Annotated in this window: 23 protein-coding genes; 14 read left to right on the top strand and 9 right to left on the bottom strand. The window is 69.0% G+C overall.

The window, feature by feature from the left end; translation table 11 throughout:
- The first annotated feature begins 4 nt into the window (after positions 1-4).
- The 8 genes from QTH86_RS19820 to QTH86_RS19785 all read left to right on the top strand — a co-directional run bounded on the left by QTH86_RS19820 (position 5) and on the right by QTH86_RS19785 (position 8,463).
- Positions 5-1,558: a 3,4-dehydroadipyl-CoA semialdehyde dehydrogenase gene (locus tag QTH86_RS19820; protein ID WP_286647951.1), complete on the top strand. Its 1,554-nt coding sequence runs from the start codon at positions 5-7 to the stop codon at positions 1,556-1,558.
- Positions 1,559-1,619: 61 nt separating this feature from the next.
- Positions 1,620-3,194, top strand: coding sequence for a benzoate-CoA ligase family protein (locus QTH86_RS19815; protein ID WP_286647950.1), 1,575 nt, complete (start codon positions 1,620-1,622; stop codon positions 3,192-3,194).
- Positions 3,191-3,991 (top strand): alpha/beta fold hydrolase, encoded by an 801-nt coding sequence (locus QTH86_RS19810; RefSeq protein WP_286647949.1) that lies wholly within the window; start codon positions 3,191-3,193, stop codon positions 3,989-3,991. Before QTH86_RS19815 ends, QTH86_RS19810 begins: the two co-directional genes overlap by 4 nt.
- Positions 3,988-5,157, top strand: a complete 1,170-nt coding sequence (locus tag QTH86_RS19805; protein ID WP_286647948.1) for an ABC transporter substrate-binding protein — start codon at positions 3,988-3,990, stop codon at positions 5,155-5,157. Before QTH86_RS19810 ends, QTH86_RS19805 begins: the two co-directional genes overlap by 4 nt.
- 10 nt (positions 5,158-5,167) lie before the next feature.
- Positions 5,168-6,040, top strand: a complete 873-nt coding sequence (locus QTH86_RS19800; protein ID WP_286647947.1) for a branched-chain amino acid ABC transporter permease — start codon at positions 5,168-5,170, stop codon at positions 6,038-6,040.
- Positions 6,041-6,042: 2 nt separating this feature from the next.
- Positions 6,043-7,008: a branched-chain amino acid ABC transporter permease gene (locus QTH86_RS19795; protein WP_286647946.1), complete on the top strand. Its 966-nt coding sequence runs from the start codon at positions 6,043-6,045 to the stop codon at positions 7,006-7,008.
- Positions 7,005-7,760: an ABC transporter ATP-binding protein gene (locus QTH86_RS19790; RefSeq protein WP_286647945.1), complete on the top strand. Its 756-nt coding sequence runs from the start codon at positions 7,005-7,007 to the stop codon at positions 7,758-7,760. Before QTH86_RS19795 ends, QTH86_RS19790 begins: the two co-directional genes overlap by 4 nt.
- 1 nt (position 7,761) lies before the next feature.
- Positions 7,762-8,463, top strand: coding sequence for an ABC transporter ATP-binding protein (locus QTH86_RS19785; protein WP_286647944.1), 702 nt, complete (start codon positions 7,762-7,764; stop codon positions 8,461-8,463).
- Between the two features lie 36 nt (positions 8,464-8,499).
- On the opposite strand, the gene QTH86_RS19780 is transcribed toward QTH86_RS19785, so the two are convergent.
- On the bottom strand, positions 8,500-9,402 hold the full coding sequence (locus tag QTH86_RS19780) for a LysR family transcriptional regulator (RefSeq protein ID WP_286647943.1): 903 nt from the start codon (positions 9,400-9,402) through the stop codon (positions 8,500-8,502).
- A gap of 144 nt (positions 9,403-9,546) precedes the next feature.
- Between QTH86_RS19780 and QTH86_RS19775 the strand changes: the two genes are divergently transcribed.
- From QTH86_RS19775 to QTH86_RS19765, 3 genes are read left to right on the top strand one after another with little or no spacing between them, the layout of a single operon-like run.
- On the top strand, positions 9,547-10,809 hold the full coding sequence (locus tag QTH86_RS19775) for an aromatic ring-hydroxylating dioxygenase subunit alpha (RefSeq protein ID WP_286647942.1): 1,263 nt from the start codon (positions 9,547-9,549) through the stop codon (positions 10,807-10,809).
- Positions 10,810-10,823: 14 nt separating this feature from the next.
- Positions 10,824-11,339: an aromatic-ring-hydroxylating dioxygenase subunit beta gene (locus tag QTH86_RS19770; RefSeq protein WP_286649396.1), complete on the top strand. Its 516-nt coding sequence runs from the start codon at positions 10,824-10,826 to the stop codon at positions 11,337-11,339.
- A gap of 9 nt (positions 11,340-11,348) precedes the next feature.
- Positions 11,349-11,669 (top strand): non-heme iron oxygenase ferredoxin subunit, encoded by a 321-nt coding sequence (locus tag QTH86_RS19765; RefSeq protein ID WP_286647940.1) that lies wholly within the window; start codon positions 11,349-11,351, stop codon positions 11,667-11,669.
- Positions 11,670-11,690: 21 nt separating this feature from the next.
- On the opposite strand, the gene QTH86_RS19760 is transcribed toward QTH86_RS19765, so the two are convergent.
- On the bottom strand, positions 11,691-12,359 hold the full coding sequence (locus QTH86_RS19760; protein ID WP_286647939.1) for a response regulator transcription factor: 669 nt from the start codon (positions 12,357-12,359) through the stop codon (positions 11,691-11,693).
- 233 nt (positions 12,360-12,592) lie between these two features.
- On the opposite strand from QTH86_RS19760, the gene QTH86_RS19755 reads away from it, so the two are divergent.
- Together QTH86_RS19755 and QTH86_RS19750 are read left to right on the top strand one after the other, a co-directional pair.
- Positions 12,593-13,918: a DotU family type IV/VI secretion system protein gene (locus QTH86_RS19755; RefSeq protein ID WP_286647938.1), complete on the top strand. Its 1,326-nt coding sequence runs from the start codon at positions 12,593-12,595 to the stop codon at positions 13,916-13,918.
- A gap of 24 nt (positions 13,919-13,942) precedes the next feature.
- Complete coding sequence (locus QTH86_RS19750; protein WP_286647937.1) at positions 13,943-15,043, top strand: type VI secretion protein IcmF/TssM N-terminal domain-containing protein; 1,101 nt, start codon at positions 13,943-13,945, stop codon at positions 15,041-15,043.
- A 16-nt stretch (positions 15,044-15,059) separates the two neighbouring features.
- Here the strand turns inward: QTH86_RS19750 and QTH86_RS19745 are convergent, their stop codons facing one another.
- The 7 genes from QTH86_RS19745 to argS form a co-directional block, all read right to left on the bottom strand.
- Positions 15,060-16,310 carry a THUMP domain-containing class I SAM-dependent RNA methyltransferase gene (locus QTH86_RS19745; RefSeq protein ID WP_286647936.1) on the bottom strand — a complete coding sequence of 417 codons (1,251 nt, stop codon included), beginning with the start codon at positions 16,308-16,310 and terminating at the stop codon, positions 15,060-15,062.
- Between the two features lie 9 nt (positions 16,311-16,319).
- Positions 16,320-17,879, bottom strand: coding sequence for an RNA polymerase factor sigma-54 (locus QTH86_RS19740; protein WP_286647935.1), 1,560 nt, complete (start codon positions 17,877-17,879; stop codon positions 16,320-16,322).
- 19 nt (positions 17,880-17,898) lie between these two features.
- Positions 17,899-18,705 (bottom strand): LPS export ABC transporter ATP-binding protein, encoded by an 807-nt coding sequence (lptB, locus tag QTH86_RS19735; RefSeq protein WP_444813988.1) that lies wholly within the window; start codon positions 18,703-18,705, stop codon positions 17,899-17,901.
- Entirely contained in the window at positions 18,702-19,382 is a 681-nt protein-coding gene (gene lptA, locus QTH86_RS19730) for a lipopolysaccharide transport periplasmic protein LptA (protein ID WP_286647934.1), read from the bottom strand. Before lptA ends, lptB begins: the two co-directional genes overlap by 4 nt.
- A gap of 249 nt (positions 19,383-19,631) precedes the next feature.
- Positions 19,632-20,285 carry a thiol:disulfide interchange protein DsbA/DsbL gene (locus QTH86_RS19725; RefSeq protein ID WP_286648403.1) on the bottom strand — a complete coding sequence of 218 codons (654 nt, stop codon included), beginning with the start codon at positions 20,283-20,285 and terminating at the stop codon, positions 19,632-19,634.
- 112 nt (positions 20,286-20,397) lie between these two features.
- A complete protein-coding gene (locus QTH86_RS19720; protein ID WP_286647933.1) occupies positions 20,398-21,084 on the bottom strand; it encodes an SPOR domain-containing protein in 687 nt (228 codons plus the stop codon).
- A gap of 19 nt (positions 21,085-21,103) precedes the next feature.
- Complete coding sequence (gene argS / locus QTH86_RS19715) at positions 21,104-22,789, bottom strand: arginine--tRNA ligase (RefSeq protein WP_286647932.1); 1,686 nt, start codon at positions 22,787-22,789, stop codon at positions 21,104-21,106.
- 133 nt (positions 22,790-22,922) lie between these two features.
- Here argS and QTH86_RS19710 point away from each other — a divergent pair, with 133 nt between their 5' ends.
- Entirely contained in the window at positions 22,923-23,243 is a 321-nt protein-coding gene (locus tag QTH86_RS19710) for a PsiF family protein (RefSeq protein ID WP_286647931.1), read from the top strand.
- Positions 23,244-23,295: the final 52 nt, after the last annotated feature.

Genomic DNA, 23,295 nt, shown 5'->3' with positions numbered 1-23,295 from the left:
CCCCATGACCGAGCTTCTTCCCAACCACGTCGGCGGTCGCTGGCAAACCGGCAGCGGCGCCGGCGTGCCGCTGTTCGACCCGGTGCTCGGCACCGAACTGGCACGCGTCGACGCGACCGGGCTCGACCTGCCGGCCGCCTTCGGCTTTGCGCGCGACGTCGGCGGTGCCGCGCTGCGCGCGCTGAGCTATCAGCAGCGCGCCGGACTGCTCGCCGCCGTCGTCAAGGTGCTGCAGACGCATCGCGACAGCTACTACGAAATCGCCACGGCCAACTCGGGCACCGTGAAGAACGACTCGGCCGTCGATATCGACGGCGCGATCTTCACGCTGGGCCAGTACGCCAAGTGGGGCGACGCGCTGGGCGACGTGCACGCGCTGCGCGACGGCGACGCGGTGAAGCTGGGCAAGGAACCCGTCTTCCTCTCGCAGCACCTGCAGGTCCCCACGCGCGGCGTCGCGCTGTTCATCAACGCCTTCAACTTTCCGGCCTGGGGCCTGTGGGAAAAGGCGGCCCCAGCCCTGCTGTCGGGCGTGCCCGTCATCGTCAAGCCCGGCACCTCGACCGCCTGGCTCACGCAGCGCATGGTGCGCGACGTGGTCGACGCCGGCGTGCTGCCGGCCGGCGCGCTGTCGGTGATCTGCGGCAGCTCGAACGGGCTGATGGACCAACTGCAGCCCTTCGACGTCGTCTCCTTCACCGGCTCGGCCGAGACCGGTGCGCTGATCCGATCGCATGCCGCGGTAGCGCAGCGCTCGGTGCGGGTCAACATCGAGGCGGACAGCCTCAATTCCGCGCTGCTGCTGCCCGACGCCACGCCGGGCACCGACGCCTTCGACCTGCTGGTGCGCGAGGTGGTGCGTGAGATGACCGTCAAGAGCGGCCAGAAATGCACCGCCATCCGCCGCATCCTCGTGCCGGCGACCGTCTACGACGCGGCAGCGGAGGCCATCGGCGCCAAGCTGCGCGGCGTGACGGTCGGCAACCCGCGCAACGAGAGCGTGCGCATGGGCTCGCTGGTGAGCCGTGCGCAGCTGAACGCGGTGCGCGAAGGCCTCGCGACATTGCAGCGGCAGACCACCCTGCTGCACGACGGCAGCGCGCAAGCACTGGTCGACGCGGACCCCGCCATCGCCGCCTGCATCGGCCCGGTGCTGCTGGGCGCGAAGGATGCCGACGCCGCGGACAGCGTGCACGACGTCGAGGTCTTCGGCCCCGTCGCCACCTTGCTCGCCTACCGCGACGTCGACCATGCGATCGCGCTCGCGCACCGCGGCCAGGGCTCGCTGGTCACCTCTCTCTACGGGAGCGACGACGCGGCACTGGCACGCGCCGCCGTGCAGCTCGCGGCCAGCCATGGCCGCGTGCACGTGATCACACCCGAGGTCGCGCAGACCCACACCGGCCACGGCAACGTGATGCCGATGTCGCTGCATGGCGGCCCGGGGCGCGCCGGCGGCGGCGCGGAACTCGGCGGCCTGCGGGCGCTGGACTTCTACCACCGCCGAAGCGCGATACAGGCCAGTCCGGCGGCGCTGGCCGGGCTGGGCCTGCGCTAGCCCTCCGCGCACGCAACACACAAGAGCGCATCACCGCGCCGATGACACCAGGAGACACACGATGAGCCTGCCCACCGACTTCAACTTCGCCGAACACCTGTTCGCGCTCAACCGCGGGCGGCCGGCCAAGCTCGCCTACATCGACGACCGCGGCACGCTCAGCTATGGCGCGCTGGAAGACCGCGCCCGTCGCCTGGCCGGTGCGCTCCAGTCGGCGGGCATCCAGCGCGAAGAACGCGTCCTGCTGCTGCAGCTCGACAGCCATGACTGGCCGGTGAGCTTCCTGGGATGCCTCTACGCCGGCGTGGTGCCCGTCGCGGTCAACACGCTGCTCACGGCCGACGACTATGCCTACATGCTCGAGCACAGCGGCGCCGTCGCTGCGCTGGTATCGGGCGCGCTGCTGCCGGTGCTGCACGACGCCATGTCCAAGGCGCCGCATGCGCTGCGTCAGCTCTTCGTCTCGCAGCCCACCGCCGCGCTGCCCAACGGCGCCAGCGACCTCGACGCCGTCATCGGCGCCCATCCGCCGCTGGCCAGGCCGGCACCGACCGGCCCGCAGGACCATGCCTTCTGGCTCTACTCGTCGGGCTCGACCGGCCGGCCCAAGGGCACAGTCCACACGCACGGCAACCCGTGGTGGACCGCCGAGCTCTACGGCAAGCCGGTGCTCGGCCTCACCGAGGACGACGTCTGCTTCTCCGCGGCCAAGCTGTACTTCGCCTATGGCCTCGGCAACGGGCTGACCTTCCCGCTGTCGGTCGGCGCGACCGTGGTGCTGATGGCCGAGCGCCCGACCCCCGACGCGACCTTCAAGCGCTGGACCGGCACGGGCTTCCCGGCGGAAGCGTCGGGCGTGAAGCCCACGGTCTTCTTCGGCGCGCCCACCGGCTTCGCGGGCATGCTCGCATCACCCGCCCTGCCCGCGCGCGACAGCGTCGCGCTGCGCATGTGCTCGTCCGCCGGCGAGGCCCTACCGGGCGAGATCGCCCAGCGCTTCAAGACGCACTTCGGCTGCGAGATCATCGACGGCATCGGTTCCACCGAGATGCTGCACATCTTCATCTCCAACCGGCCCGGCGACATTCGCTACGGCACCACCGGCCGGCCCGTGGACGGCTACGAGATCGAACTGCGCGGGGAAGACGGTCGGCCGGTCGCCGACGGCGAGGTCGGCGACCTCTACATCAAGGGCCCGAGCAGCGCGCTCATGTACTGGGGCAACCCTGAGAAGAGCCGCCAGACCTTCCGCGACGGCTGGACGCAGAGCGGCGACAAGTACTCGCGCGATGCCGACGGCTACTACACCTACGCCGGCCGCAGCGACGACATGCTGAAGGTCAGCGGCATCTATGTCTCGCCCTTCGAGGTCGAGGCGACGCTGATGCGGCACCCGGCGGTGCTCGAGGCCGCCGTCATCGGCAAGCAGGACAGCGACGGCCTGACCAAGACCAAGGCCTTCGTGGTGCTGAAGTCGAACCAGTCGTGCAGCGCCGAAGACCTGAAGGTCTTCGTGAAGGAACACCTGGCCGCCTACAAGTACCCCCGCTTCATCGAGTTCGTCGACGAGTTGCCCAAGACCGCGACCGGCAAGATCCAGCGCTTCCGGCTGCGCGAGCAGGAGCAGCACGCGTGAGCGGCGAGACGCGATGGGCCGCCATCCGCTGGCGGGAGCGGGAGCTGCGCGTCGAGTACGTGCACATCCCGGCCGAGCGCGCGGATGCGCCGCTGGTCGTGTTCCTGCACGAAGGCCTCGGCTCGGTCGCGATGTGGAAGGACTTCCCGGAACGGCTGTGCCAGGCCGGCGGCTTCCGCGGGCTGGTCTTCTCGCGGCCCGGCTACGGCCGCTCGACGCCGCGCGGCGCCGATGAGGTCTGGGACGTCGACTTCATGCATCGCCAGGCGCACGAGGTGCTGCCGCCGCTGTTCGACGCCCTGGGCATCGACGAGCCGCCCTGGCTCCTCGGCCACAGCGATGGCGGATCGATCGCCCTGCTGTATGCCGCGCGCTTTCCGCAGCGCGTGGCCGGCCTGGTGCTGCTGGCGCCGCACATCCTGGTGGAGGACGTCACGGTCGAGCACATCGAGCAAGCGCGCGTCGCGTACCTGCAGACCGATCTGCCCAAGAAGCTCGGCCGCTACCACGACGACCCCGATTCGGCCTTCTGGGGCTGGAATCGCATCTGGCTGCATCCGCCGTTCCGCCAGTGGAACATCGAGCCCGAACTCGACGGCATCGCCTGCCCGGTGCTCGCCATCCAGGGCGTGGACGACGAATACGGCACCCTGCAGCAGATCCGCGGCATCGCATCGCGGGTCGATCGCACGCAGCTCCTCGAATTGCCCGACTGCGGCCACTCCCCTCATCGGGACCAGCCGGAGCAGGTGATAAGCGCGACCCTTTCGTTCATCCATCAATGGAGACAACCATGAGCCAGAAGAACCTTCGCACCGCGCTGACCGCGCTCACCCTCGCCTGCATCGCCACGCTCGGCCACGCCCAGCAGGGCAAGCTGAAGGTCGGCCTGATGCTGCCCTACAGCGGCACCTACACCGCGCTCGGCGTCGCCATCGAGAACGGCTTCAAGCTGCGCGTCGAGGAGCAAGGCGGCAAGCTCGGCGGCCGCGAGATCGAGTACGTGAAGGTCGACGACGAGTCCGACCCGGCCAAGGCGACCGACAACGTCAACAAGCTCATCAAGCGCGACAACGTCGACGTCATCGTCGGCACCGTGCACTCCGGCGTGGCCATGGCGATGGCCAAGGCCGCGAAGGAAAGCGGCACCACGCTGATCGTGCCCAACGCCGGCGCCGACGCCGTGACCGGGCCGATGTGCGCGCCCAACATCTTCCGCAGCTCCTTCTCGAACTGGCAACCGGCCTACGCGATGGGCGAGGTCGCGGCCAAGCAGGAAAAGAAGAAGAAAGCGATCACCATCACCTGGAAGTACGCGGCCGGCGACGAGTCGACGAACGGCTTCAAGGAAGGCTTCGAGAAGGCCGGCGGCCAGGTCGTGAAGCAGCTCACCGTGCCCTTCCCCAACGTCGAGTTCCAGGCGCTGCTGACCGAGATCGCGGCTGCCAAGCCCGATGCGGTGTACGCCTTCTTCGCCGGCGGCGGCGCCGTGAAGTTCGTCAAGGACTATGCGGCCGCCGGCCTCAACAAGACCATCCCGCTGTACGGCCCCGGCTTCCTGACCGACGGCACGCTCGACGCCCAGGGCGACAGCGCGCAGGGCATGCTGACCACGCTGCACTACGCCGACGGCCTGAACACGCCGCGCGACACCAGCTTCCGCACCGCCTATGCCAAGGCCTTCAAGCTGCAGCCGGACGTGTATGCGGTGCAGGGCTACGACGCCGCGCAGATCCTAGCCATCGGGCTGGATGCTACCAAGGGCGACATCTCGAAGAAGGCCGAGTTCGCGGCCGCGGTCGAGAAGGCGAAGATCGACAGTCCGCGCGGCGCCTTCTCGGTGGGCAAGTCGCACAACCCGGTGCAGGACATCTACCTGCGCAAGGTCGACGGCAAGGAGAACAAGATGGTGAGCGTCGCCATCAAGGGCCTGGCCGACCCGGCACGCGGCTGCCGGATGTAAGGCGCGCGCCGTGGACTTCGGAACCTTTCTCGTCCAGTGCCTGAACGCGGTCCAGTACGGCTTGCTGCTGTTCCTGGTCGCGTCGGGGCTCACGCTGATCTTCGGGATCATGGGCGTGATCAACCTGGCCCACGGCAGCTTCTACATGCTGGGCGCCTACATGGCGTTCGCGCTGTCGCCGCTCTTCGGCGACCAGTTCATCGTGATGCTGGTCGCGGGCGTGGTGCTCGCGGCCGTCTTCGGCTACCTGCTGGAGTGGGCCTTCTTCAGCTACCTCTACCAGCGCGACCACCTGCAGCAGGTGCTGATGACCTACGGGCTGATCCTGGTCTTCGAGGAACTGCGCTCGATCCTCGTGGGCAACGACGTGCATGGCGTGAAGGTGCCGGCCTGGCTCGACGGGAGCTTCGCGCTCGGGGACCTCATGAGCTATCCGTGGTACCGGCTCTTCGCGTCGGCCGCCTGCATCGTGCTGGCCGTGGGCCTGTACCTGGTGGTGAACCGCACGCGGCTGGGCATGATGATCCGCGCCGGCGCGAGCAACCGCGACATGGTGCGCGGGCTGGGCATCGACATCCGGCGGCTCTACCGCATCGTGTTCGCGGCCGGCGTGGCGCTGGCGGCCCTGGCCGGGATGATCGCCGCGCCGATGTCCTCGGTGTATCCGAACATGGGTGCGAGCGTGCTGATCATCTGCTTCGTGGTGGTGGTGATCGGCGGCATCGGCTCCATCACCGGCGCCCTGGTCGCGTCGCTGCTGGTGGGCTTCGTCGACACCTTCGGCAAGGTCTTCTTCGCTGAACTCAGCGGCATGGGCGTGTACGTGCTGATGGCGATCGTGCTGATCTGGCGCCCTGAAGGACTCATGGGGCGCAAAGCTTGAACATGAAGAAACTCTCCACCTGGACGCCCCTGATCTGCGCCCTGCTGCTGGCCGCGGCCGGGCCGCTGCTGGGGCCGTATGCATCCGACCTCGTCGTCAAGGTCATGATCCTGTCGATCTTCGCGTTGAGCCTCGAACTGCTGGTCGGCATGACCGGGCTCGTGAGCCTCGGCCATGCGGCCTTCTACGGCATCGGCGCCTATGCGACGGTGCTCGCATCGGGCGCCGAGGGCGGCTCGATCGCCTGGCTGCTGCCGCTGGCCATGGGCAGCGCGGCGCTGTACGCGCTGGTCGTCGGCGCGCTCAGCCTGCGCACGCGCGGCGTGTACTTCATCATGGTCACGCTGGCCTTCGCACAGATGGCCTACTTCATCTTCCACGACACCAAGTTCGGCGGCGGTAGCGACGGCATCTACCTGTACGTGCGGCCGAGCCTCGGCGCGCTCGACATGGAGAACCGCCGCGTGCAGTTCTTTGCGGTGCTGGCGGCGCTGGCCGGCACTTACGGCCTGCTCGCACTCATCCGCCGCTCGCGCTTCGGTGCGGCCCTGGCGGGCATCCGCGTGAACGAGCAGCGCATGCGCGCGGCCGGCTTCGCGGTGTACGGCTACAAGCTCGCGGCCTTCGTGCTGGCGGGCGCACTGGCGGGCCTGGCCGGCTTCCTGGTCGCCGCGCGCGACGGCGTGGTCAACCCCGAACTGCTGGCCTGGCACAACTCGGGCGAGGTGCTGCTGATGATCATCCTCGGCGGCCTCGGCCATCTGCGCGGCGCGGTGATCGGTGCCGTCGCCTTCACAGTGCTCAAGGAAGTGCTGGGCACGCACGCGCTGGTGGGGCCGCTGGCCGACCATTGGCAGCTCACGCTCGGCATCGCGATCATCGTGTTCGTGGCGTTGCTGCCCAAGGGGCTGATCGGACTGGCGGCACGCATCTCGCCGAGCCCGCTGCCGAAGGCGGTGACGTCATGAACGCGCCGCTTCTTGCGGTGCAGGGGCTGACCCGCCGCTTCGGCGGGCTGGTGGCCGTCAACGCGGTGACGTTCGACCTCCATCTTGGCGAGGTGCACGCGGTGATCGGCACCAACGGCGCCGGCAAGTCGACGCTGATCAACATGCTGTCCGGCGAGATCGAGGCGTCCGAAGGCCGCATCGCGCTGGCCGGCGAGGACATCACGACCCGGGCGCAATCGCGCCGCGCCCGCGACGGCATCGGCCGCAGCTACCAGCGCACCACGATCTTCCCCGAGTTCACGGTGCACGAGAACTGCCGCCTGGCGGCGCAGGCCGCGACGCCGCGACCCTGGGCGATCTGGCAGGCGTCGGGCCGCTGCGCAGCCAGCAACACGGCGGCCGACGAGGCGCTGCGTGCCGCCGGGCTCGAGGCCGAGGCGCACCGCATCGCCGGCACGATGAGCCATGGCGCCAAGCGACAGCTCGAAGTCGCGATGTGCCTGGCGACGAGGCCGCGCGTGCTGCTGCTCGACGAACCGCTCGCCGGCATGGGCGCGGAAGAGACCGATCGGATGCTGGCCCTGCTCACGCGCCTGAAGGCCTCGCACGCCATCCTGCTCGTCGAGCACGACATGGATGCGGTCTTCCGCATCGCCGACCGCATCACCGTGATGGTCAACGGTGCGGTCATCGCCAGCGGCCACCCCGCCATGATCCGGCAGGACCCGGCCGTGCGCGAGGCCTACCTGGGCGACGAGGGAGCACATTGACATGCTGCGAATCGAATCGGTCCACACCTACTACGGCGACAGCCACATCCTGCGCGGCGTCGATGCCGTGCACCCCGCTGCCAGCTCGCTCGGCCTGCTCGGGCGCAACGGCATGGGCAAGACCACGCTGATCCGCACGCTGATGGGCTACGTGCGGCCGGCCTCCGGCCGCGTGCTGCTCGACGGGCGCGACGTGACCGGCTGGGCGCCCGAGAAGATGGCCCGGCAGGGTATCGGCTACGTGCCCGAGGGCCGCGGCATCTTCCCCAACCTGACGGTGCGCGAGAACCTGCTGATGAGCGAGCGCGCCGGGCTCGACGGCCGCCGCGCCTGGACCTTCGACCGCGTGATGGCGACCTTCCCGCGCCTCGCCGAGCGGCTCTCGCACGGCGGCCAGCAGCTGTCGGGCGGCGAGCAGCAGATGCTGTCGATCGGCCGGGCCCTGATGACCAACCCGCGCCTGCTCATCCTGGACGAAGCGACGGAAGGCCTGGCGCCGCTGATCGTGGCCGAAATCTGGCGCGTGATCGCGGACATCCGCAGCACCGGCATCGCCACGCTGATCGTCGACCGCGACTGGCGCAAGGTGCTGGCGCACACCGACCATGCGGTGGTGATGGAGAAAGGGCGCATCGTGCTGGCGGCCGAGTCGGCGTCGCTCGCGGCGGACCCGGCCGCGCTGTCCGGTTGGCTGGGCGTCTGATGCAGCACTGAGCGCGGCCGCCTTCGCCTCACGCCGTCAATCGGCGTGCAGCTCGACGATCAGGTTGCGCAGCCACTGGTTCGCCGGGTCCTTCTGGTACTTGGCGTGCCAGAAGAGATGGATGGCGATCTCGGGCAGCTTCACCGGGTGCGGCAACACCGCCAGCTCGAAGGGCGCCACCATCCGTTCGGCCAGCCGGTGCGGCACCGTCGCCACCAGGTCGCTGGACTGAAGGATGTGGCCGATCGCCACGTAATGCGGCACCGTCAGCCGGACCTTCCGCTGCGGTGCGCTTCGGTCCAGGATCTGGTCGACGCGGCCATGACCCGTGCCTGCCGAGACCACGGCCAGATGCTCCGCGGCGAAGAAGTCTGCTTCCTGCAGTTTCCTGCGCGTCAGCGGATGCCGACGCCGCACGAGGCAGACGTACTTCTGCTCGAACAGGCGCCGCTGGAAGAACCCGCTCTTGAGCTGCGGCAGCAGGCCGATCGCGAGGTCGACCTGGCCCGCCTCCATCGCGTCCTTGAGGTTGACCGCCGTATTGCGCACCGTGGTGATCGACACCTGCGGCGCGACCCGGTGCAGGTGCTGCATCAGCTGGGGCAGGAAATAGATCTCGCCGATGTCGGTCATGCCGATCGAGAAGCGGCGCTCGCTGCGGCCCGGATCGAAGGTGCTGCGGGCGTTCACGGCGCTGTGGAGCATGCCCAGCGCCAGGCCGACCGATGCGGCCAGCTGTTCGGCGAAGGGTGTCGGCTGCATGCCGGCCGAGGTGCGCAGAAAGAGCTCGTCGCCCAGCAGCTTGCGAAGTCGAGCCAGCGCATTGCTGACGGCCGGCTGGCCCAGCCCGAGGTTCTCGGCGACCTTCGACACCTTGCGTTCCGCCATGAGCTGGTCGAACACCACCAGCAGGTTCAGGTCGATGTCATGCAGCTCCATGGCGGGCCTTTGTTGTCATTGATTCGGATGATATTGAACATCGACCCCATCGCATTGACTGATTTTGAGGGCAGCCCGAGCATCAGCCCCAAGCGCTCGGACGGCTTCGGCGAGCAGCGCGAAAACAACGAGAGACACCACACGATGAGCAACCCCGACACAGGCACCTTCCCGGCCCGCATCCACTGGGCGTCCGACGACACCAGCCGCATTCCCTTCATGGCCTACACCGACGAGGCGCAGCACCGCAAGGAGCTCGAGCGCTTCTTCTACACGCGGCACTGGAACTACGTGGGGCTCGAAGCGGAGATCCCCGCACCCGGCGACTTCAAGCGCACGGTGGTGGGCGAGCGCTCGGTGCTCATGGTGCGCGATGCCGAGGGCGGCATCGCTGTGGTCGAGAACGTCTGTGCGCACCGCGGCATGCAGTTCTGCCGCGAGCGGCACGGCAACCGCAAGGAATTCGTCTGCCCTTACCACCAGTGGAGCTACACGCTGCAGGGCGACCTGCAGGGCGTGCCTTTCCGGCGTGGCGTGAAGCAGGACGGCAAGGTCAACGGCGGCATGCCGGCCGACTTCAAGACCGCCGACCACGGACTGAACAAGCTCAAGGTGGCGACGCGCGGCGGCGTGGTGTTCGCGAGCTTCGATCACGACATCGAGTCGCTGGAAGACTTCCTCGGGCCGACCATCCTGGGCTACTTCGACCGCTTGTTCAACGGGCGACAGCTGCGCATCCTCGGCTACAACCGCCAGCGCATCCCGGGCAACTGGAAGCTGATGCAGGAGAACATCAAGGACCCGTACCACCCCGGCCTGCTGCACACCTGGTTCGTCACCTTCGGGCTCTGGCGCGCCGACAACAAGAGCGAGCTGAAGATGGATGCGCGGCACCGCCATGCCGCGATGATTTCCACGCGCGGCCAGTCGGGCAAGGCCGATCAGGTGACGCAGGTGTCGAGCTTCAAGGAAAGCATGCAGCTCCACGACCCCCGCTTCCTGGACATCGTGCCGGAGCCCTGGTGGGGCGGACCGACGGCCGTGATGATGACGCTCTTCCCGAGCGTCATCCTGCAGCAGCAGGTCAACAGCGTGTCGACCCGCCACATCCAGCCCGACGGCCATGGCGCCTTCGATTTCGTGTGGACGCACTTCGGCTTCGACGACGACACCGACGAGATGACGCAGCGCCGGCTGCGGCAGGCCAACCTCTTCGGCCCAGCCGGCTTCGTCTCGGCCGACGACGGCGAGGTCATCGAGTTCTCGCAGCAAGGCTTCGAGCAGAAGCCCTTCCATCGCACGCTGGCCGAACTCGGCGGGCGCGAGGTCGGCGACACCGACCACATGGTGACCGAGACGCTGATCCGCGGCATGTACGCCTACTGGCGCGAAGTGATGGAGGCCTGAACCCCATGAACGACATGAGCGAAGCAACCCGCGCGACCCCGCCGGGCACCGCACCGGACATCGGCTTCCAGGACTACGTCGCGATCGCGCGCCTGCACGCCGACTACGCACAGGCCGTGGACTCCGGCGACTGGGACCTGTGGCCGGAGTTCTTCGTCGAGGACTGCCTCTACAAGCTGATCCCGCGCGAGAACCACGAGCGCGGCTTCCCGCTCGCCACCTTGTTCTTCGAGAGCAAGGGCATGCTGAAGGACCGCGCCTATGGCATCCGCGAGACGCTGTTCCACGACCCGTACTACCAGCGGCATGTGGTCGGCGCGCCACTGATCCGGTCGGCGGCGCATGACCGCTTCGAGGTGGAAGCCAACTACGCGGTCTTCCGCACCAAGCTGTCGGAGGCGTCGACCGTCTTCAATGTCGGCCGCTACATCGACACCATCGTCCGGACGCCGAACGGCCTCCGGTTCGCGTCGCGCCTGTGCGTGTACGACAGCGAAATGATCCCGAACTCCATCATCTACCCGATCTGAGGCCCGCCGATGAACGACACCCCATGGACCGACGTCTGCAACGAGGACGACGTGTTCGACGACAACGCCGTCGGCCTGCAGATCGCGGGCCGCGACATCGCCCTCTACAAGGTCGAGGGCCGCGTCTTCGCCACCGACAACAGCTGCACCCATGGCCGCGCGCGGCTGTGCGACGGCTTTCTCGAAGGCTATGAGATCGAATGCCCGTTGCACCAGGGCCGCTTCGACATTCGCGATGGCCGCGCGACCTGCGCGCCGGCCACGACGGACCTGCGGTGCTATCCGGTGCGCATCGAAGGCGGGCGGGTGTTCCTGCAGCTCGCCGGGTAGGCGGCGCCGGTGCCGGCGGGCTCAGGCTTCGGTCAGCGCCTGCGCCGCGACCACCGCTTCGGTGCGGTTGCGCACGTTGAGCGCGCGGAAGATCGCTGCGAGGTGGATCTTGACCGTGCCCTCGCTGATACCGAGGGCGCGGCCGATCAGCTTGTTGGGCTTGCCCTGGGACAGCAGCTGGAGCACTTCGACCTGCCGGTCGGTCAGCACGTTGCGCAGGTGGTCGAGCGTGTGGCCGGCGCCGCCCAGTTGCCGTGCCACCTCCGCCGCCGGCACGCCGGCCACGATGCCGGCGGGCACGGCCGACAGCATCATCGGCGGAACGTAGACGCCACCGGCCAGCACCAGCCGCACGGCGGAGATCATCACGTCGGGCGAATAGGCCTTGGGGATGAAACCCAGCACGCCGCGCTCGATGGTCGCGCGCATCACCGCCGGGTCTTCGGTGCCCGACAGCACGATCACCGGCACGGCCGGGTGGCGTCGGCGCATCTCGTCGATGTGACCATGGCCTTCCGCGCCGGGCATGTTCAGGTCGATCAGCGCCAGGTCCAGGTCGTCGGAGGCCGCAGCCATCAACTCGTCGACGCTCATGGCCAGGACGAATTCGATGCCGGGCTCGAGTTCGGCCAGCTTGGCCTTGACCGCTTCCATGACGAGTCGGTGATCGTCGGCGATCAGGATTTTCATGACGTAACCCCCGGGGTTCGGGTGAACTCCGAAACGGCAGAAGATAACGGCGAACGGGCTGCGCAGCAAGGCATGGCCGACTGCCGAAAGGCATAGACCCCCTGCGGTATTGGCGCGCGCCGGGGCCGGTGGGATGGTTTTCCCCCAAGCCACGAGAACGGGGACAGCATGGGCCATCGATTCCGGCACACGCCCGACCGGCCTCGCACGGCGGCCGCGTCGGCATGACAGCCATGGCACGCCTGCTCGACGCCTTCTCGGCCTTCTTCGCCTTCGGCCTGCGGCTCGCGGCGGTGCGGGAGGACGGCGGCGCCATGACGGACCCGGTGGCCGCGCGGCAACAGGCGCACGCGCTGCTCGATGCCGCCCGCGGCGCAGCGCGCGCGACCGGCTGGCCGGCCGCGCCGGTCGAGTCGGCGAGCTTCGCGGCGGTGGCCTGGTTCGACGAACTCCTGCAACGGCTGGCCGGCGCCACCGATGCCGGCGACGCCCTGCAATCGACGCTCTTCAATTCCAGCAACGCACAGACCGAGTTTTTCCACCACCTGGCAGCGCTCGGCCCGGACGACGGCGCGGTGCGCGAGGTCTACTGGTACGCGCTGGCCCTGGGCTTCCGGGGGCAGTACTACTTCGAGCATGCCGACACCGGCGAGTGGGGCAAGCTCAAGCGCCTGCATGGCCAGCAGTTGCCGACCCCCCCGGTCGAACTCGACGCGCTGGCCTGGACACGGCTCACGCCGCAGCCCTATGCCTCGCCGGACCCACCGGCACGCCGTCGGCCCCAGCGCCGCCGCCGCGCGCTGGTGAAGGCCGCCGGCGCCATCGCACTGCTCGCCCCCGGCGCCTACCTGATCAGCCTGCTGCTCGGCGACCGGGCCGGGCCGCCGCCCGCGCCCACCGAACGCGTGGCCGCGCAACTGCAGCGTTACGCCTGCGCCGACCTGGCGCTGGCGACCGGCGCCGATGGCAGCGCGCACGTCAGCGGCTTCGTCGCCAGTTCCGAAGACGGTGCGCGTGTGCGGCAGGACATCGCGGCCCTGCCGCAGGCCAAGACGCCGGATTTCGACCTGCGCATCCGTGCCTGGCCCTACTGCGAGGTGGCCGCGATCCTCAAGCCCTACCAGCTGCGCAACCAGGACAGCAAGGCCGGGCTGCGGATCGAGGCGCCCTCGGCCCCCATGGGCCGGCTGCGCGAAGGCGACGCGGTGCGGCTGCAGGTCACCGGACCCGTCTATGCCAGCCACGTGCGGGTCGACTACTACACGAGCGATGGCGCGGTGCTGCACCTGATGTCGGAATCCACCGGCACGCGCCTGCCGGCCCGGCAGACCGTGACGCTGGGCGGGAACATGCCCACGAGCTGGCTCGTCAGCCCGCCCTTCGGCACCGTGCTGGTGGCCGTGGTCGCCTCGGCATCGCCCTTCGAACATCTTGCCGATCGGCCACCTTTCGAGCTCGCGTCCGCCTACCTGGCAGCGCTGCGAGAGTCGATCGCGGCGACCCCCGGAAGCCAGCGGCTGGTCGCGGACTTCCTGTTTCTGGAAACCATTGCGCGCTGAATCGACGCACCCAGGAGAAGCGCCATGACCACCCTGTCTTCCCTCCCGGCCACCTTCTGGCAACTGGTTGCCCTCTGCGGCATCGCGTTCATCGCCCTGTGGTGGTGGCTGCTCGGCGCGCCGCAGGCCGCACGACGGCGCGCCCTGCGCGCGCGCATCACGGCCCTCGGGCCGGCGGAATCGGCGTCGGAACTCGCGGCCCTGCAGGTCATGCGGGACGCCGTGGCGCAGGCACGACGCGGGTTGCGACGCGCCGGTACGGCGGCACGCCCGTCGCGCGCGGGTCTCTACGGCATCCCGTGGTTCCTTTTCATCGGCGACACGGCGGCCGACGTGCCCGGCTTGCTGGCGGCCGCGCACAGCGTGTCGCCGCTGCCGGTGGCGCACGACCGCGACACGAGCGGGCGCGCCTTCTGGCGCTGGTGGTTCTTCGAGACGATGACGGCGATCGAGACCAGCTCCGCGGCCGTCTGCGATGCCGGCTCGCGCCGCACGCGCAACCTCTGGTACCAGGCGCTCATGGAACTGGCCGAGCAGCGCGAGCGGCTGCCACTCAATGGCGTGGTGGTGTGCGTCGGCGCCGCCACCCTGCTGGGCGAGCCCGCAGACGTCATGCCGGGCACGGCGCGCCTGCGGCACGTGGTCGACGAGGCGGCCGAGCACCTGCAGCTGCGCCTGCCGGTCTACCTCATCGTCACGGGCCTGGAGCGACTGCCCGGCTACGCCACCGTGTACGGCGCGTTGCCGCCCGAGGTGCTGGCGCAGGCACTCGGGCACCGTCTGCCCCTGCAGGACCGCAGCGCCGCGCCAGCCGCGGGAGACCGATTGAGCGAGCTGTTCGAACCCATCGCGGCGCGATTGCAGGCGCTGCGATTGCGCCTGCTCGATGAGGCGACCAGCGCCGCCGACCAGCTCGCGATCCATGCCTTCTTCGACCAGGTGAACGCCCTGCAACCCGGGCTGCGCAGCGTGGTGGACCGGATGTTCGAGGAGAGTCGGGGCCGGCGTTCGCCGTACTGGCGCGGCCTGTACCTGACGGGGGTGCAGGCCGACGGCGGCGCGGCCTTCGTGTCGGACCTGTTCCAGCGCTTCCTGCCGGCCGACCAGCCGCTGGCGCACGGCTGAGTCCAAGGCGCGGGAGTCAGGACCGCGGTGTGCGGGCCGGGTCTTCAGACCGCGGCGTGCGGGCCGAGCCGGCCACCATGTCGAAGCGAAACAGCCGGCATTCGATCGGGCCGTTCCACATCGGCACCCGGCGCGACTCCTTCAGGCGCATGCGCTTGGGCAGCTGCAGGTCGGGCGTGAGCACCCAGGCGGTCCAGCCGGCATAGCTCTTCTTCCAGTGGCTGGCCAACTGGGTGAAGAATTCGCCGCCATCTTCGGTCGCGGCCTGCTCGCGGGCGCCGGCGCGCGCCACGCCGCCGACCTCGATCCGCTCGCCGTACGGCGGGTTCAGCACGATCACGCCGGCCTCGGCCGGCGGCATCCGCTGCAGCGCATCGCCGCCGCGGAACTGCACAGCCGCGGCAACGCCGGCCCGCTCGGCGTTGCGATCGGCGAAGTCGACCATGCGGTGCGACACGTCGCTGCCGAAGATGGCCGGCGCAGTCCTGGCCGGCGCATCGGCGGCCTCGTTCTGGATCGCCTCCCAGACGTGCGGCTGGAAGGGCAGCAGCTTCTCGAAGCCGAAGCGCCGCAGCGCACCGGCCGGGATGCCCAGGCCGATCTGCGCCGCCTCGATGGCGATGGTGCCGCTGCCGCAGCAAGGGTCGTACAGCGGCGCCTCCGACACGGCGCCGGTTTCCGGGTTCCACCAGCCGCTGGCGGCCAGCATGGCCGCGGCCAGCGTTTCCTTCAACGGCGCGTCGCCGGTGTCCTGGCGCCAGCCGCGCTTGAAGAGCGGCTCGCCCGAGGTGTCGATGTAGAGCGTGCAGGTGTCGGTGGTCAGGTGCGCGAACACGCGCACGTCGGGCCACTGCGTCTCGATGCTCGGCCGCACGCCGCCGGCCTTGGCGCGGAAGCGGTCGGCGATGGCGTCCTTGATGCGCAGGGTGGCGAAGTTCAGGCTCTGCAGCGGGCTGTGCTGCGCCGTGGTCTCGATCTTGAAGGTCTGCTTCGGCGTGAACCAGATCTCCCACGCGATGCCGCTGGCGATGGCATAGAGGTCGTTCTCGCTGCGGTACGGCGCGTGCGCCAGCTCGATCAGCACGCGCTGCGCGAGCCGGCTGTGCAGGTTGAGCTTCATGGCGTCACGCCACGAGCCGCGCACGAAGACGCCGCCGCGCGAGGCCATGAGGTCGTCGCCGGCCAGGCCGGTGAGGCCGTGCACCTCTTGCGCGAGAAAGTCCTCGACGCCGGCGGCGCAAGGCAGGAAGAGATGGAGCTGGTTCATGGGACGGACTTACAGCGCCTTGCGCAGATTGGCCGGCGCGATGCGCAGCGCCTCGCGGTACTTGGCCACAGTGCGGCGGGCGCATTCGATGCCCTGCTCCTTCAACATCTCGGAGATCTGGCTGTCCGACAGCGGCTTCTTGATGCTCTCGGAGCCGACGAACTGCTTGATGAGCGCGCGCACCGCGGTGCTCGATGCATTGCCGCCGGTCTCGGTGCCCAGCGCCGAGCCGAAGAAGTACTTGAGTTCGACCGTGCCGTAGGGCGTGGCCATGTACTTGGCCGTGGTCACGCGGCTGATGGTGGATTCGTGCAGCCCGAGCTCGTCGGCGATCTCGCGCAGCACCAGCGGCCGCATGGCCAGTTCACCGTGCACGAAGAAGCTCTTCTGCCGGTCGACGATGGCGTTGGAGACGCGCAGGATGGTGTCGAAGCGCTGCTGGATGTTTTTGATGAACCAGCGCGCCTCCTGCAGCCGCTGCGACAGCGCCTGGCTGCCTTCGCCCTTGTGCTGCTTGAGCGCGCCGGCGTAGATGTCGTGCACCCGCAGGCGCGGCATCACGTCGGGGTTGAGCATCACGCGGAACTTCACATTGGTGCCGGTGCCGATGCGCGTGACGATCACGTCGGGGATCACCACGTTGCGTTCCACGTCGACGAAGCGCCGGCCCGGCTTGGGCTCGAGCGTCGCGATCAGCTGCAGCGACGAGCGCACCTCGTCCTCGTTGCTGCGGGTGAGCGTGGCCAGGCGCTTGAAGTCGCGCCGCGCGAGCAGCTCCATCGGCTGCTTGCAGATCGCGATGGCGGTCTTGCGCACCTGCGTCGCTTCCGGCGTCTCGTCGGGCCGGGCCAGCGCGCGCAGCTGGATGGCCAGGCATTCGCCGAGGTCGCGCGCACCCACGCCGACCGGCTCCAGGCTCTGCAGCAGGCCGAGCGCCACCTGGAAGTGGTGCACCAGCCCGTCGAACTCGTCGTTGTCGTCGCCCGCCAGGCCCGAGGCCAGGGCGGGCAACGAATCCTCGAGGTAACCGTCTTCGTTGAGCGACTCGATGAGGAAGCGCAACGCGGCCTGGTCGCTCTCGTTCAGGCGCAGGCTCAGGGCCTGGCGGTGCAGATGGGACTGCAGCGATTCCTGGCTGCGCGCCAGCTCGGTGGCGTCGGCGCGTTCGTCGTCGCCCAGGTTGCTGGCGCGCGGGGGGGCGTCGCCGCCCCATTCGCTGTCGTCGGGCGCCATGTCGACGGTGCCGTCGCCTTCCCAGTCGGGCGTGGCTTCGGTCGCATCGACCACCGGTGCTTCGGCCTCGGTCGTGCTGGTGGTGCTGTCGTTGCTGGCGGCGGGGCCGGGCGAGAAGTCGTCGTCGCGCGGCGGCGGGGCATCGGCGGCGTCGACGCCGAACTCCTCACGGGCGGCCTCTTCGGCGGTGCGCTCGAGAAACGGGTTCTCGTCGAGCATCTGCTCCACTTCCTGGCTCAGTTCGAGCGTGGACAGCTGCAGCAGCCGGATCGACTGCTGCAGCTGGGGCGTGAGCGCGAGATGCTGCGAAACGCGCAGCGAAAGGCCCTGCTTCATGGAGAGTTCCGTCCTCCCCTTACATGCGGAAGTGTTCGCCCAGGTACACGCGGCGTACCTCGGCGTTGTCGACGATCTCCGAAGGCGTGCCTTGTGCCAGCACTTGCCCGTCGCTGATGATGAAAGCGTGGTCGCAGATGCCCAGCGTCTCGCGCACGTTGTGGTCGGTGATGAGCACGCCGATGCCGCGGCTCTTGAGGAAGCTGACGATGCGCTGGATCTCGATCACGGCGATCGGGTCGATGCCGGCGAAGGGCTCGTCCAGCAGGATGAAGCGCGGCTGTGTGGCCAGGGCGCGGGCGATCTCGACGCGGCGACGCTCTCCGCCCGACAGCGCCAGCGCCGGCGAATCGCGCAGATGCTCGACGCGCAAGTCCGACAGCAGCTCGTTCAGGCGATCGTCGGTGCGCTTTTTCGACAGCGGCACGAGCCGGCCGTGGGCGTCGGGCTCGCGCTGGAGCTCAAGCACCGCGCGCACGTTCTCCTGCACGCTGAGCTTGCGAAAGATCGAGGCCTCCTGCGGCAGGTAGCTCAGGCCCATGCGGGCGCGGCGGTGGATCGGCATGTGCGCGATCGGCTCGCCGTCGATGCTGATCTCGCCCGCATCGGCCCGCACCAGGCCCACGATCATGTAGAACGAGGTCGTCTTGCCCGCGCCATTGGGCCCGAGCAGACCGACGACTTCGCCCTTCTGCACGTCGAGCGAGACGTTCTTGACGACCTGCCGGCTGCCGTAGCGCTTCTGCAGCCCGCGCACCTGGAGCCGGCTGCCTTCGACGGCGCCGGCCGGCGCGGCCTGTTTCGCGATGTCCACGCTGTCGTTCACGGGCGCGCTTCTCCGCCGAGCGTGGTGCTCGGACGCAGGCCCCGGCCGGGTGCCGATGCCGGCGCGGCGGGTGCGCCCGGCTGCGCCGCTTCGGCGCCGGCCGCCTTCGGCGTCAGGATGGCGCGCACGCGGCTGCCCTGGTTGCCGGCATCCACGCTGGCGCCCGGGGGCAGCGGCGCGCCGTTCACGGTGAAGGTGTCGTTGCTCTGGTCGTAGACGATCAGCGCGCCGGTGGTTTCGTCGTTGACCTTGGCGCCGATCAGCCGCCGCATGATGGCGCGGCGGATGAACTTGACGTTGTCGGCGCGGCTGTCGTATTCGATGACCTCCGACTCGCCTTCGGTCCACTCGTCGACGCCGGAGTCGCGCTTCTGCTTGTAGTAAGCCAGCTTGCCGGGCGCCGCGGTGACCACGCCGTACTGGTAGCCCTCCGGGTCCTGGCGCACGTCGATCCGCGCCCCGCGGATGATGATGGTGCCCTTGGTCACCACCACGTTGCCGGTGAACACGCTGGTCTGCTTCAGGTCGTCGTAGCGCATGGCATCGGCCTCGATGTTCATGGGCTTGGTGCGGTCGGCCTTTTCGGCCAGCGCCGGAACGGTGGCGACGGCGAGCAGCAGCGCGGCGAAGCCGGCGCGCAGGAGGGAGGAAAGGGGAGTGTGGGGTCGAAGTGTCATAAAGGCACGAAACTTGCTCGACGATTGTATGCGCCGGATCAGTGCATCCGGTCGCCCGGACGAAAAAGCCCGCCAAGGCGGGCTTTTGACATTTGTGAAGCGGCCGTGTCGAACGGCCGCGGGCCTTAGAACGCGTGGAGGAACCGTCGCGAGCGCCCCGAGGTTGCATTGAGGACCGGAGCCGCACTCCCGTGCGGTGAGGACCGCAGATGCGAGATCGGGGTGCGCAGCAGGTTCATTCACACGTTCTCAGCCCTTGCGGGCTTCGGCGACCAGCAGGCCGACCACCTCGAGGGCCCGGTCGAGCGAACCGGCCGTGTCGCCGTCCACATACCAACGCCCGGCCACGCCCAGCGCCGGCACGCCGGCCACCTGGTAGTCGCTGGTCAGCTGGGTGGCGCGCTTGGCCTTGCCAGCCACCGAGAAGGACTTGAACAGGTCGGCGAACTTCTTGCCATCCAGGTCGGGCTGCTTCTCGGCCCAGGCCAGGATCGCGGCGTCGCCGAACAGCGGCTGGCGCTGCTGGTGGATGGCCTGGAACAGCTTCATCTGGAAGGCGTCGACCTTGCCCATGGCCTCGAGCGTGTAGTAGAGCCGCTGCTTGACTTCGGTGTCGTTGCCCACGAAGGGCACCGGGATGCGCTTGAACACCACGTCGGCCGGCAGCGTCTTGACCCATGGCTCCAGGCGCGGCTCGAAGGCGGCGCAGTGCGGGCAGTTGTACGAGAAGAACTCGACCACTTCGACCTTGCCGGCGGGCGTGTCGACCGGGGCGCGCTTGCCCAGCACGATGTAGTCGGTGCCGGCCTTCGGCGGGCGGGCCTGGGCGTGCACGCCGGTGGCGGCGAGGGGGAGCAGCCCGATGGAGGCAGCGGCGGTCAGCGAAAAGTCACGGCGGTTCATGGTCATCAAAGGTTCTCCTGTGCGGCTGACAGAGCCGGGCAGCGGCTGCGGAGTTCCCGCAGCCAGGGATGGGCGCCCGAGGACGCCGGTTCGGTCACGCCCTGTGTTGCGCTCAGCGCTGGACGCGGACGAGGTTGGATTCGAGGCCGCCGCTGTCGAGCCGCGACTTCAAGCGGTCGGCGTCGTCCTTCTTGTTGAAGGGGCCCGCGCGCACCCGGTAGACGGTGCGGCCGGCCTGCTCGCGCTCGGTGACGCGCGCCTCGACGCCCATCAGCGAGAGCTTGGCGCGCTGCGCCTCGGCGTCCTCGGTGCTGCGGAAGGCCCCGGCCTGCACGAAGTACACGAAGGGGTCGGTGCCGTCGGCCGCCGCCGTGGTGGTGGCCGGCGCGGTGATGCCGGCGCGCGCGCGGGCCAGGTCGCCCAGCGGGTCGGACGACGCCGCCGGCGCGTTGACCTCGGGGCGGGTGCGGGCCGGAACAGCGGCACTGCGCGCGTCGGGCGCGACGACGGCCGGCACCGGGCCGGTGGCGGGCGCGGCCGGGTTCAGCGGACCGACCGAGGCGGGCTGTTCGGGCGGGGTGCGCGCCGAGGGCTTGCCGGCGAGCGGGGCGTTGGGGTTCCAGTCCTTGTTCTTGCGGGCCTCGGCCTCGTCCTGTTCGGCCCCGCCGCGCTGGGTCTTGGTCATGAACGGGATCGGCACCTTGGTGACGTAGACCGCGATGCCGAGCGCCACGCCCAGGCCCAGGACGATGCCGATGATCAGGCCGATGACCGTGTTGCCGCGTTGTCTTGTTTTCATGGTGAGGGAAGAGAGGTCATCACATCTTGCGCGGCGCGCTCACGCCGAGAATCGCCAGGCCATTGTGCAGCACCTGCGCGGTGGCGGCGACCAGTGCCAGCCGGGCCAACTTGACCTTTTCGTCGTCGACCAGGATGCGCTCGGCGTCGTAGTAGCTGTGGTAGCTGGCGGCCAGTTCGCGCAGGTAGAAGGTCACGTCGTGCGGCGCGAAATCCTTGGCCGCGGCGGTGAGCATCTCGGGGAATTTCGCCAGCATCAGCATCAGCGCCTGCGCGGCCGGGCTCTCGAGCGCCGACAGGTCGACCGCCTTCAGCGCGGCTTCGTCGCCCCCCCAGGCCGTGAGCACCGAGCAGATACGCGCATGCGCGTACTGCACGTAGTAGACCGGGTTGTCGTTGTTCTTCGTGACCGCCAGGTCGACGTCGAAGGTGTATTCGGTGTCGGGTTTACGGCTGAGCAGGAAGAAGCGGACCGCGTCGGTGCTGGTCCATTCGATCAGGTCGCGCAGCGTGACGTAGCTGCCAGCGCGCTTGCTGATCTTCACCTCCTCGCCACCCTTGACCACCCGCACCATGGTGTGGAGCACGTAGTCGGGGTAGCCGGCCGGGATGCCGACGCCAGCCGCCTGCAGCCCGGCGCGCACACGGGCGATGGTGCCGTGGTGGTCGGTGCCCTGGATGTTCACCACCCGGTGGAAGCCGCGCTCCCACTTGGCGATGTGGTACGCCACGTCGGGCACGAAGTAGGTGTACGTGCCGTCTTGCTTGCGCATGACGCGGTCCTTGTCGTCGCCGTAGTCGGTCGACTTGAGCCACAGCGCGCCGTCCTGCTCGTAGGTCTTGCCGGCGTCGACCAGTTTCTGCACCGTGGCGGCCACGCGGCCGCTGGTGTACAGGCTCGACTCCAGGTAGTAGTTGTCGAACTTCACCTGGAAGGCCTTCAGGTCCAGGTCCTGCTCGCGGCGCAGGTAGGCCACGGCGAACTGGCGGATCGAGTCGATGTCGTCCACGTCGCCGCTGGCGGTGTATTCGCGGTCGTCGGCGCTGACGGTCTTCTTCGCCTTGAAGTCTTCGGCGATGTCGGCGATGTAGTCGCCGTTGTACGCCGCAGCCTTCTCGCCGCTCGGCCATTCGGCGTCGCCCGGCTTGAAGCCCTGCAGGCGCAGTTGCGTGCTGTTGGCCAGCGTCTGGATCTGCACGCCGGCGTCGTTGTAATAGAACTCGCGGTAGACGTCCGCGCCCTGGGCGGCCAGCAGGTTGCAGATGGCGTCGCCGAGCGCCGCCTGGCGGCCATGGCCCACGTGCAACGGGCCGGTCGGGTTGGCCGAGACGAACTCGACCAGCACCTTGTCGCCCAGGGCCGGCTGGCGGCCGAAGGCGTCGCCGGCGGCCAGCACCTCGCGCACGATCTGCTGCTTGGCGGCGGTCTTCAGGCGGATGTTGAGGAAACCGGGACCGGCGATCTCGATCGCCTCGACCCACTGCGCGAAGGCGGGCGTGGCGAAGAGCGTGGCGCTCAACTGCTCGGCCAGTTCGCGCGGCTTGCGGCCGAGCGGTTTGGCCAGCTGCATGGCGGCCGTGCTGGCGAAATCGCCATGGGCCGCCACCTTGGGCGATTCGAAGGCGGCCTTGGCACCGGCGCCGGGCGAGAAGGATTCGAGCGTGTTCGCGAGCGCCGCGAGCAGCTCCTGTTTGACCAATAGCATCGCGGGATTTTACCGGGGTGAACCCGCAGGGCCATCCGTCCGGTCATCCGCGGTGCGGGATCGGCCGTTAGCATGAACGGGCCCGGCCGTCGCCGGGTTGCTGTCACCCGATCAACCTTCGAGGAACCACATCATGAAAAAAATCCTTTCCCTGATCGCACTGGGCGCCTGTCTTTCCTTCGGTGCCGCGCAGGCCCAGGACAAGGGCGCCGCCCCCGCCAAGGCCCCCACCGCCCAGCAAGGCAAGATGGCCACCTGCAACAAGGACGCCGGCGAGAAGAAGGGCGACGACCGCAAGGCGTTCATGAAGGGCTGCCTGTCGGCCGACGGCGGCGCCAAGGTGACCCAGCAGGAAAAAATGAAGATCTGCAACGCCGACGCCAAGACCAAGGCGCTGGCCGGCGACGCCCGGAAGGCCTTCATGAAGACCTGCCTCAGCAACAAGCCGGCCTGACCTGCCGCTGACGCGATACCTACCCGAAGAAAAGCCCCGATCGCGGGGCTTT

Source organism: Variovorax sp. J2L1-78 (genome assembly GCF_030317205.1).
Classification (GTDB): Bacteria; Pseudomonadota; Gammaproteobacteria; order Burkholderiales; family Burkholderiaceae_C; genus Variovorax; species Variovorax arabinosiphilus.
The sequence above is the reverse complement of the archived record's forward strand: the minus strand, read 5'-3'. Positions and strand labels throughout refer to the sequence as shown.

Excerpts from the sequence above, each read along its gene's own strand:
- QTH86_RS19760 (WP_286647939.1), bottom strand. The coding sequence starts at position 12,359 with ATGAAAATCCTGATCGCCGACGATCACCGACTCGTCATGGAAGCGGTC.
- QTH86_RS19815 (WP_286647950.1), top strand. The coding sequence starts at position 1,620 with ATGAGCCTGCCCACCGACTTCAACTTCGCCGAACACCTGTTCGCGCTC.
- QTH86_RS19710 (WP_286647931.1), top strand. The coding sequence starts at position 22,923 with ATGAAAAAAATCCTTTCCCTGATCGCACTGGGCGCCTGTCTTTCCTTC.
- QTH86_RS19790 (WP_286647945.1), top strand. The coding sequence starts at position 7,005 with ATGAACGCGCCGCTTCTTGCGGTGCAGGGGCTGACCCGCCGCTTCGGC.
- QTH86_RS19765 (WP_286647940.1), top strand. The coding sequence starts at position 11,349 with ATGAACGACACCCCATGGACCGACGTCTGCAACGAGGACGACGTGTTC.
- argS (WP_286647932.1), bottom strand. The coding sequence starts at position 22,789 with ATGCTATTGGTCAAACAGGAGCTGCTCGCGGCGCTCGCGAACACGCTC.
- QTH86_RS19775 (WP_286647942.1), top strand. The coding sequence starts at position 9,547 with ATGAGCAACCCCGACACAGGCACCTTCCCGGCCCGCATCCACTGGGCG.
- QTH86_RS19805 (WP_286647948.1), top strand. The coding sequence starts at position 3,988 with ATGAGCCAGAAGAACCTTCGCACCGCGCTGACCGCGCTCACCCTCGCC.
- QTH86_RS19820 (WP_286647951.1), top strand. The coding sequence starts at position 5 with ATGACCGAGCTTCTTCCCAACCACGTCGGCGGTCGCTGGCAAACCGGC.
- QTH86_RS19745 (WP_286647936.1), bottom strand. The coding sequence starts at position 16,310 with ATGAACCAGCTCCATCTCTTCCTGCCTTGCGCCGCCGGCGTCGAGGAC.
- QTH86_RS19770 (WP_286649396.1), top strand. The coding sequence starts at position 10,824 with ATGAGCGAAGCAACCCGCGCGACCCCGCCGGGCACCGCACCGGACATC.
- lptA (WP_286647934.1), bottom strand. The coding sequence starts at position 19,382 with ATGACACTTCGACCCCACACTCCCCTTTCCTCCCTCCTGCGCGCCGGC.
- QTH86_RS19720 (WP_286647933.1), bottom strand. The coding sequence starts at position 21,084 with ATGAAAACAAGACAACGCGGCAACACGGTCATCGGCCTGATCATCGGC.
- QTH86_RS19725 (WP_286648403.1), bottom strand. The coding sequence starts at position 20,285 with ATGAACCGCCGTGACTTTTCGCTGACCGCCGCTGCCTCCATCGGGCTG.
- QTH86_RS19795 (WP_286647946.1), top strand. The coding sequence starts at position 6,043 with ATGAAGAAACTCTCCACCTGGACGCCCCTGATCTGCGCCCTGCTGCTG.
- QTH86_RS19780 (WP_286647943.1), bottom strand. The coding sequence starts at position 9,402 with ATGGAGCTGCATGACATCGACCTGAACCTGCTGGTGGTGTTCGACCAG.
- QTH86_RS19750 (WP_286647937.1), top strand. The coding sequence starts at position 13,943 with ATGACCACCCTGTCTTCCCTCCCGGCCACCTTCTGGCAACTGGTTGCC.
- QTH86_RS19755 (WP_286647938.1), top strand. The coding sequence starts at position 12,593 with ATGGCACGCCTGCTCGACGCCTTCTCGGCCTTCTTCGCCTTCGGCCTG.
- QTH86_RS19740 (WP_286647935.1), bottom strand. The coding sequence starts at position 17,879 with ATGAAGCAGGGCCTTTCGCTGCGCGTTTCGCAGCATCTCGCGCTCACG.
- QTH86_RS19785 (WP_286647944.1), top strand. The coding sequence starts at position 7,762 with ATGCTGCGAATCGAATCGGTCCACACCTACTACGGCGACAGCCACATC.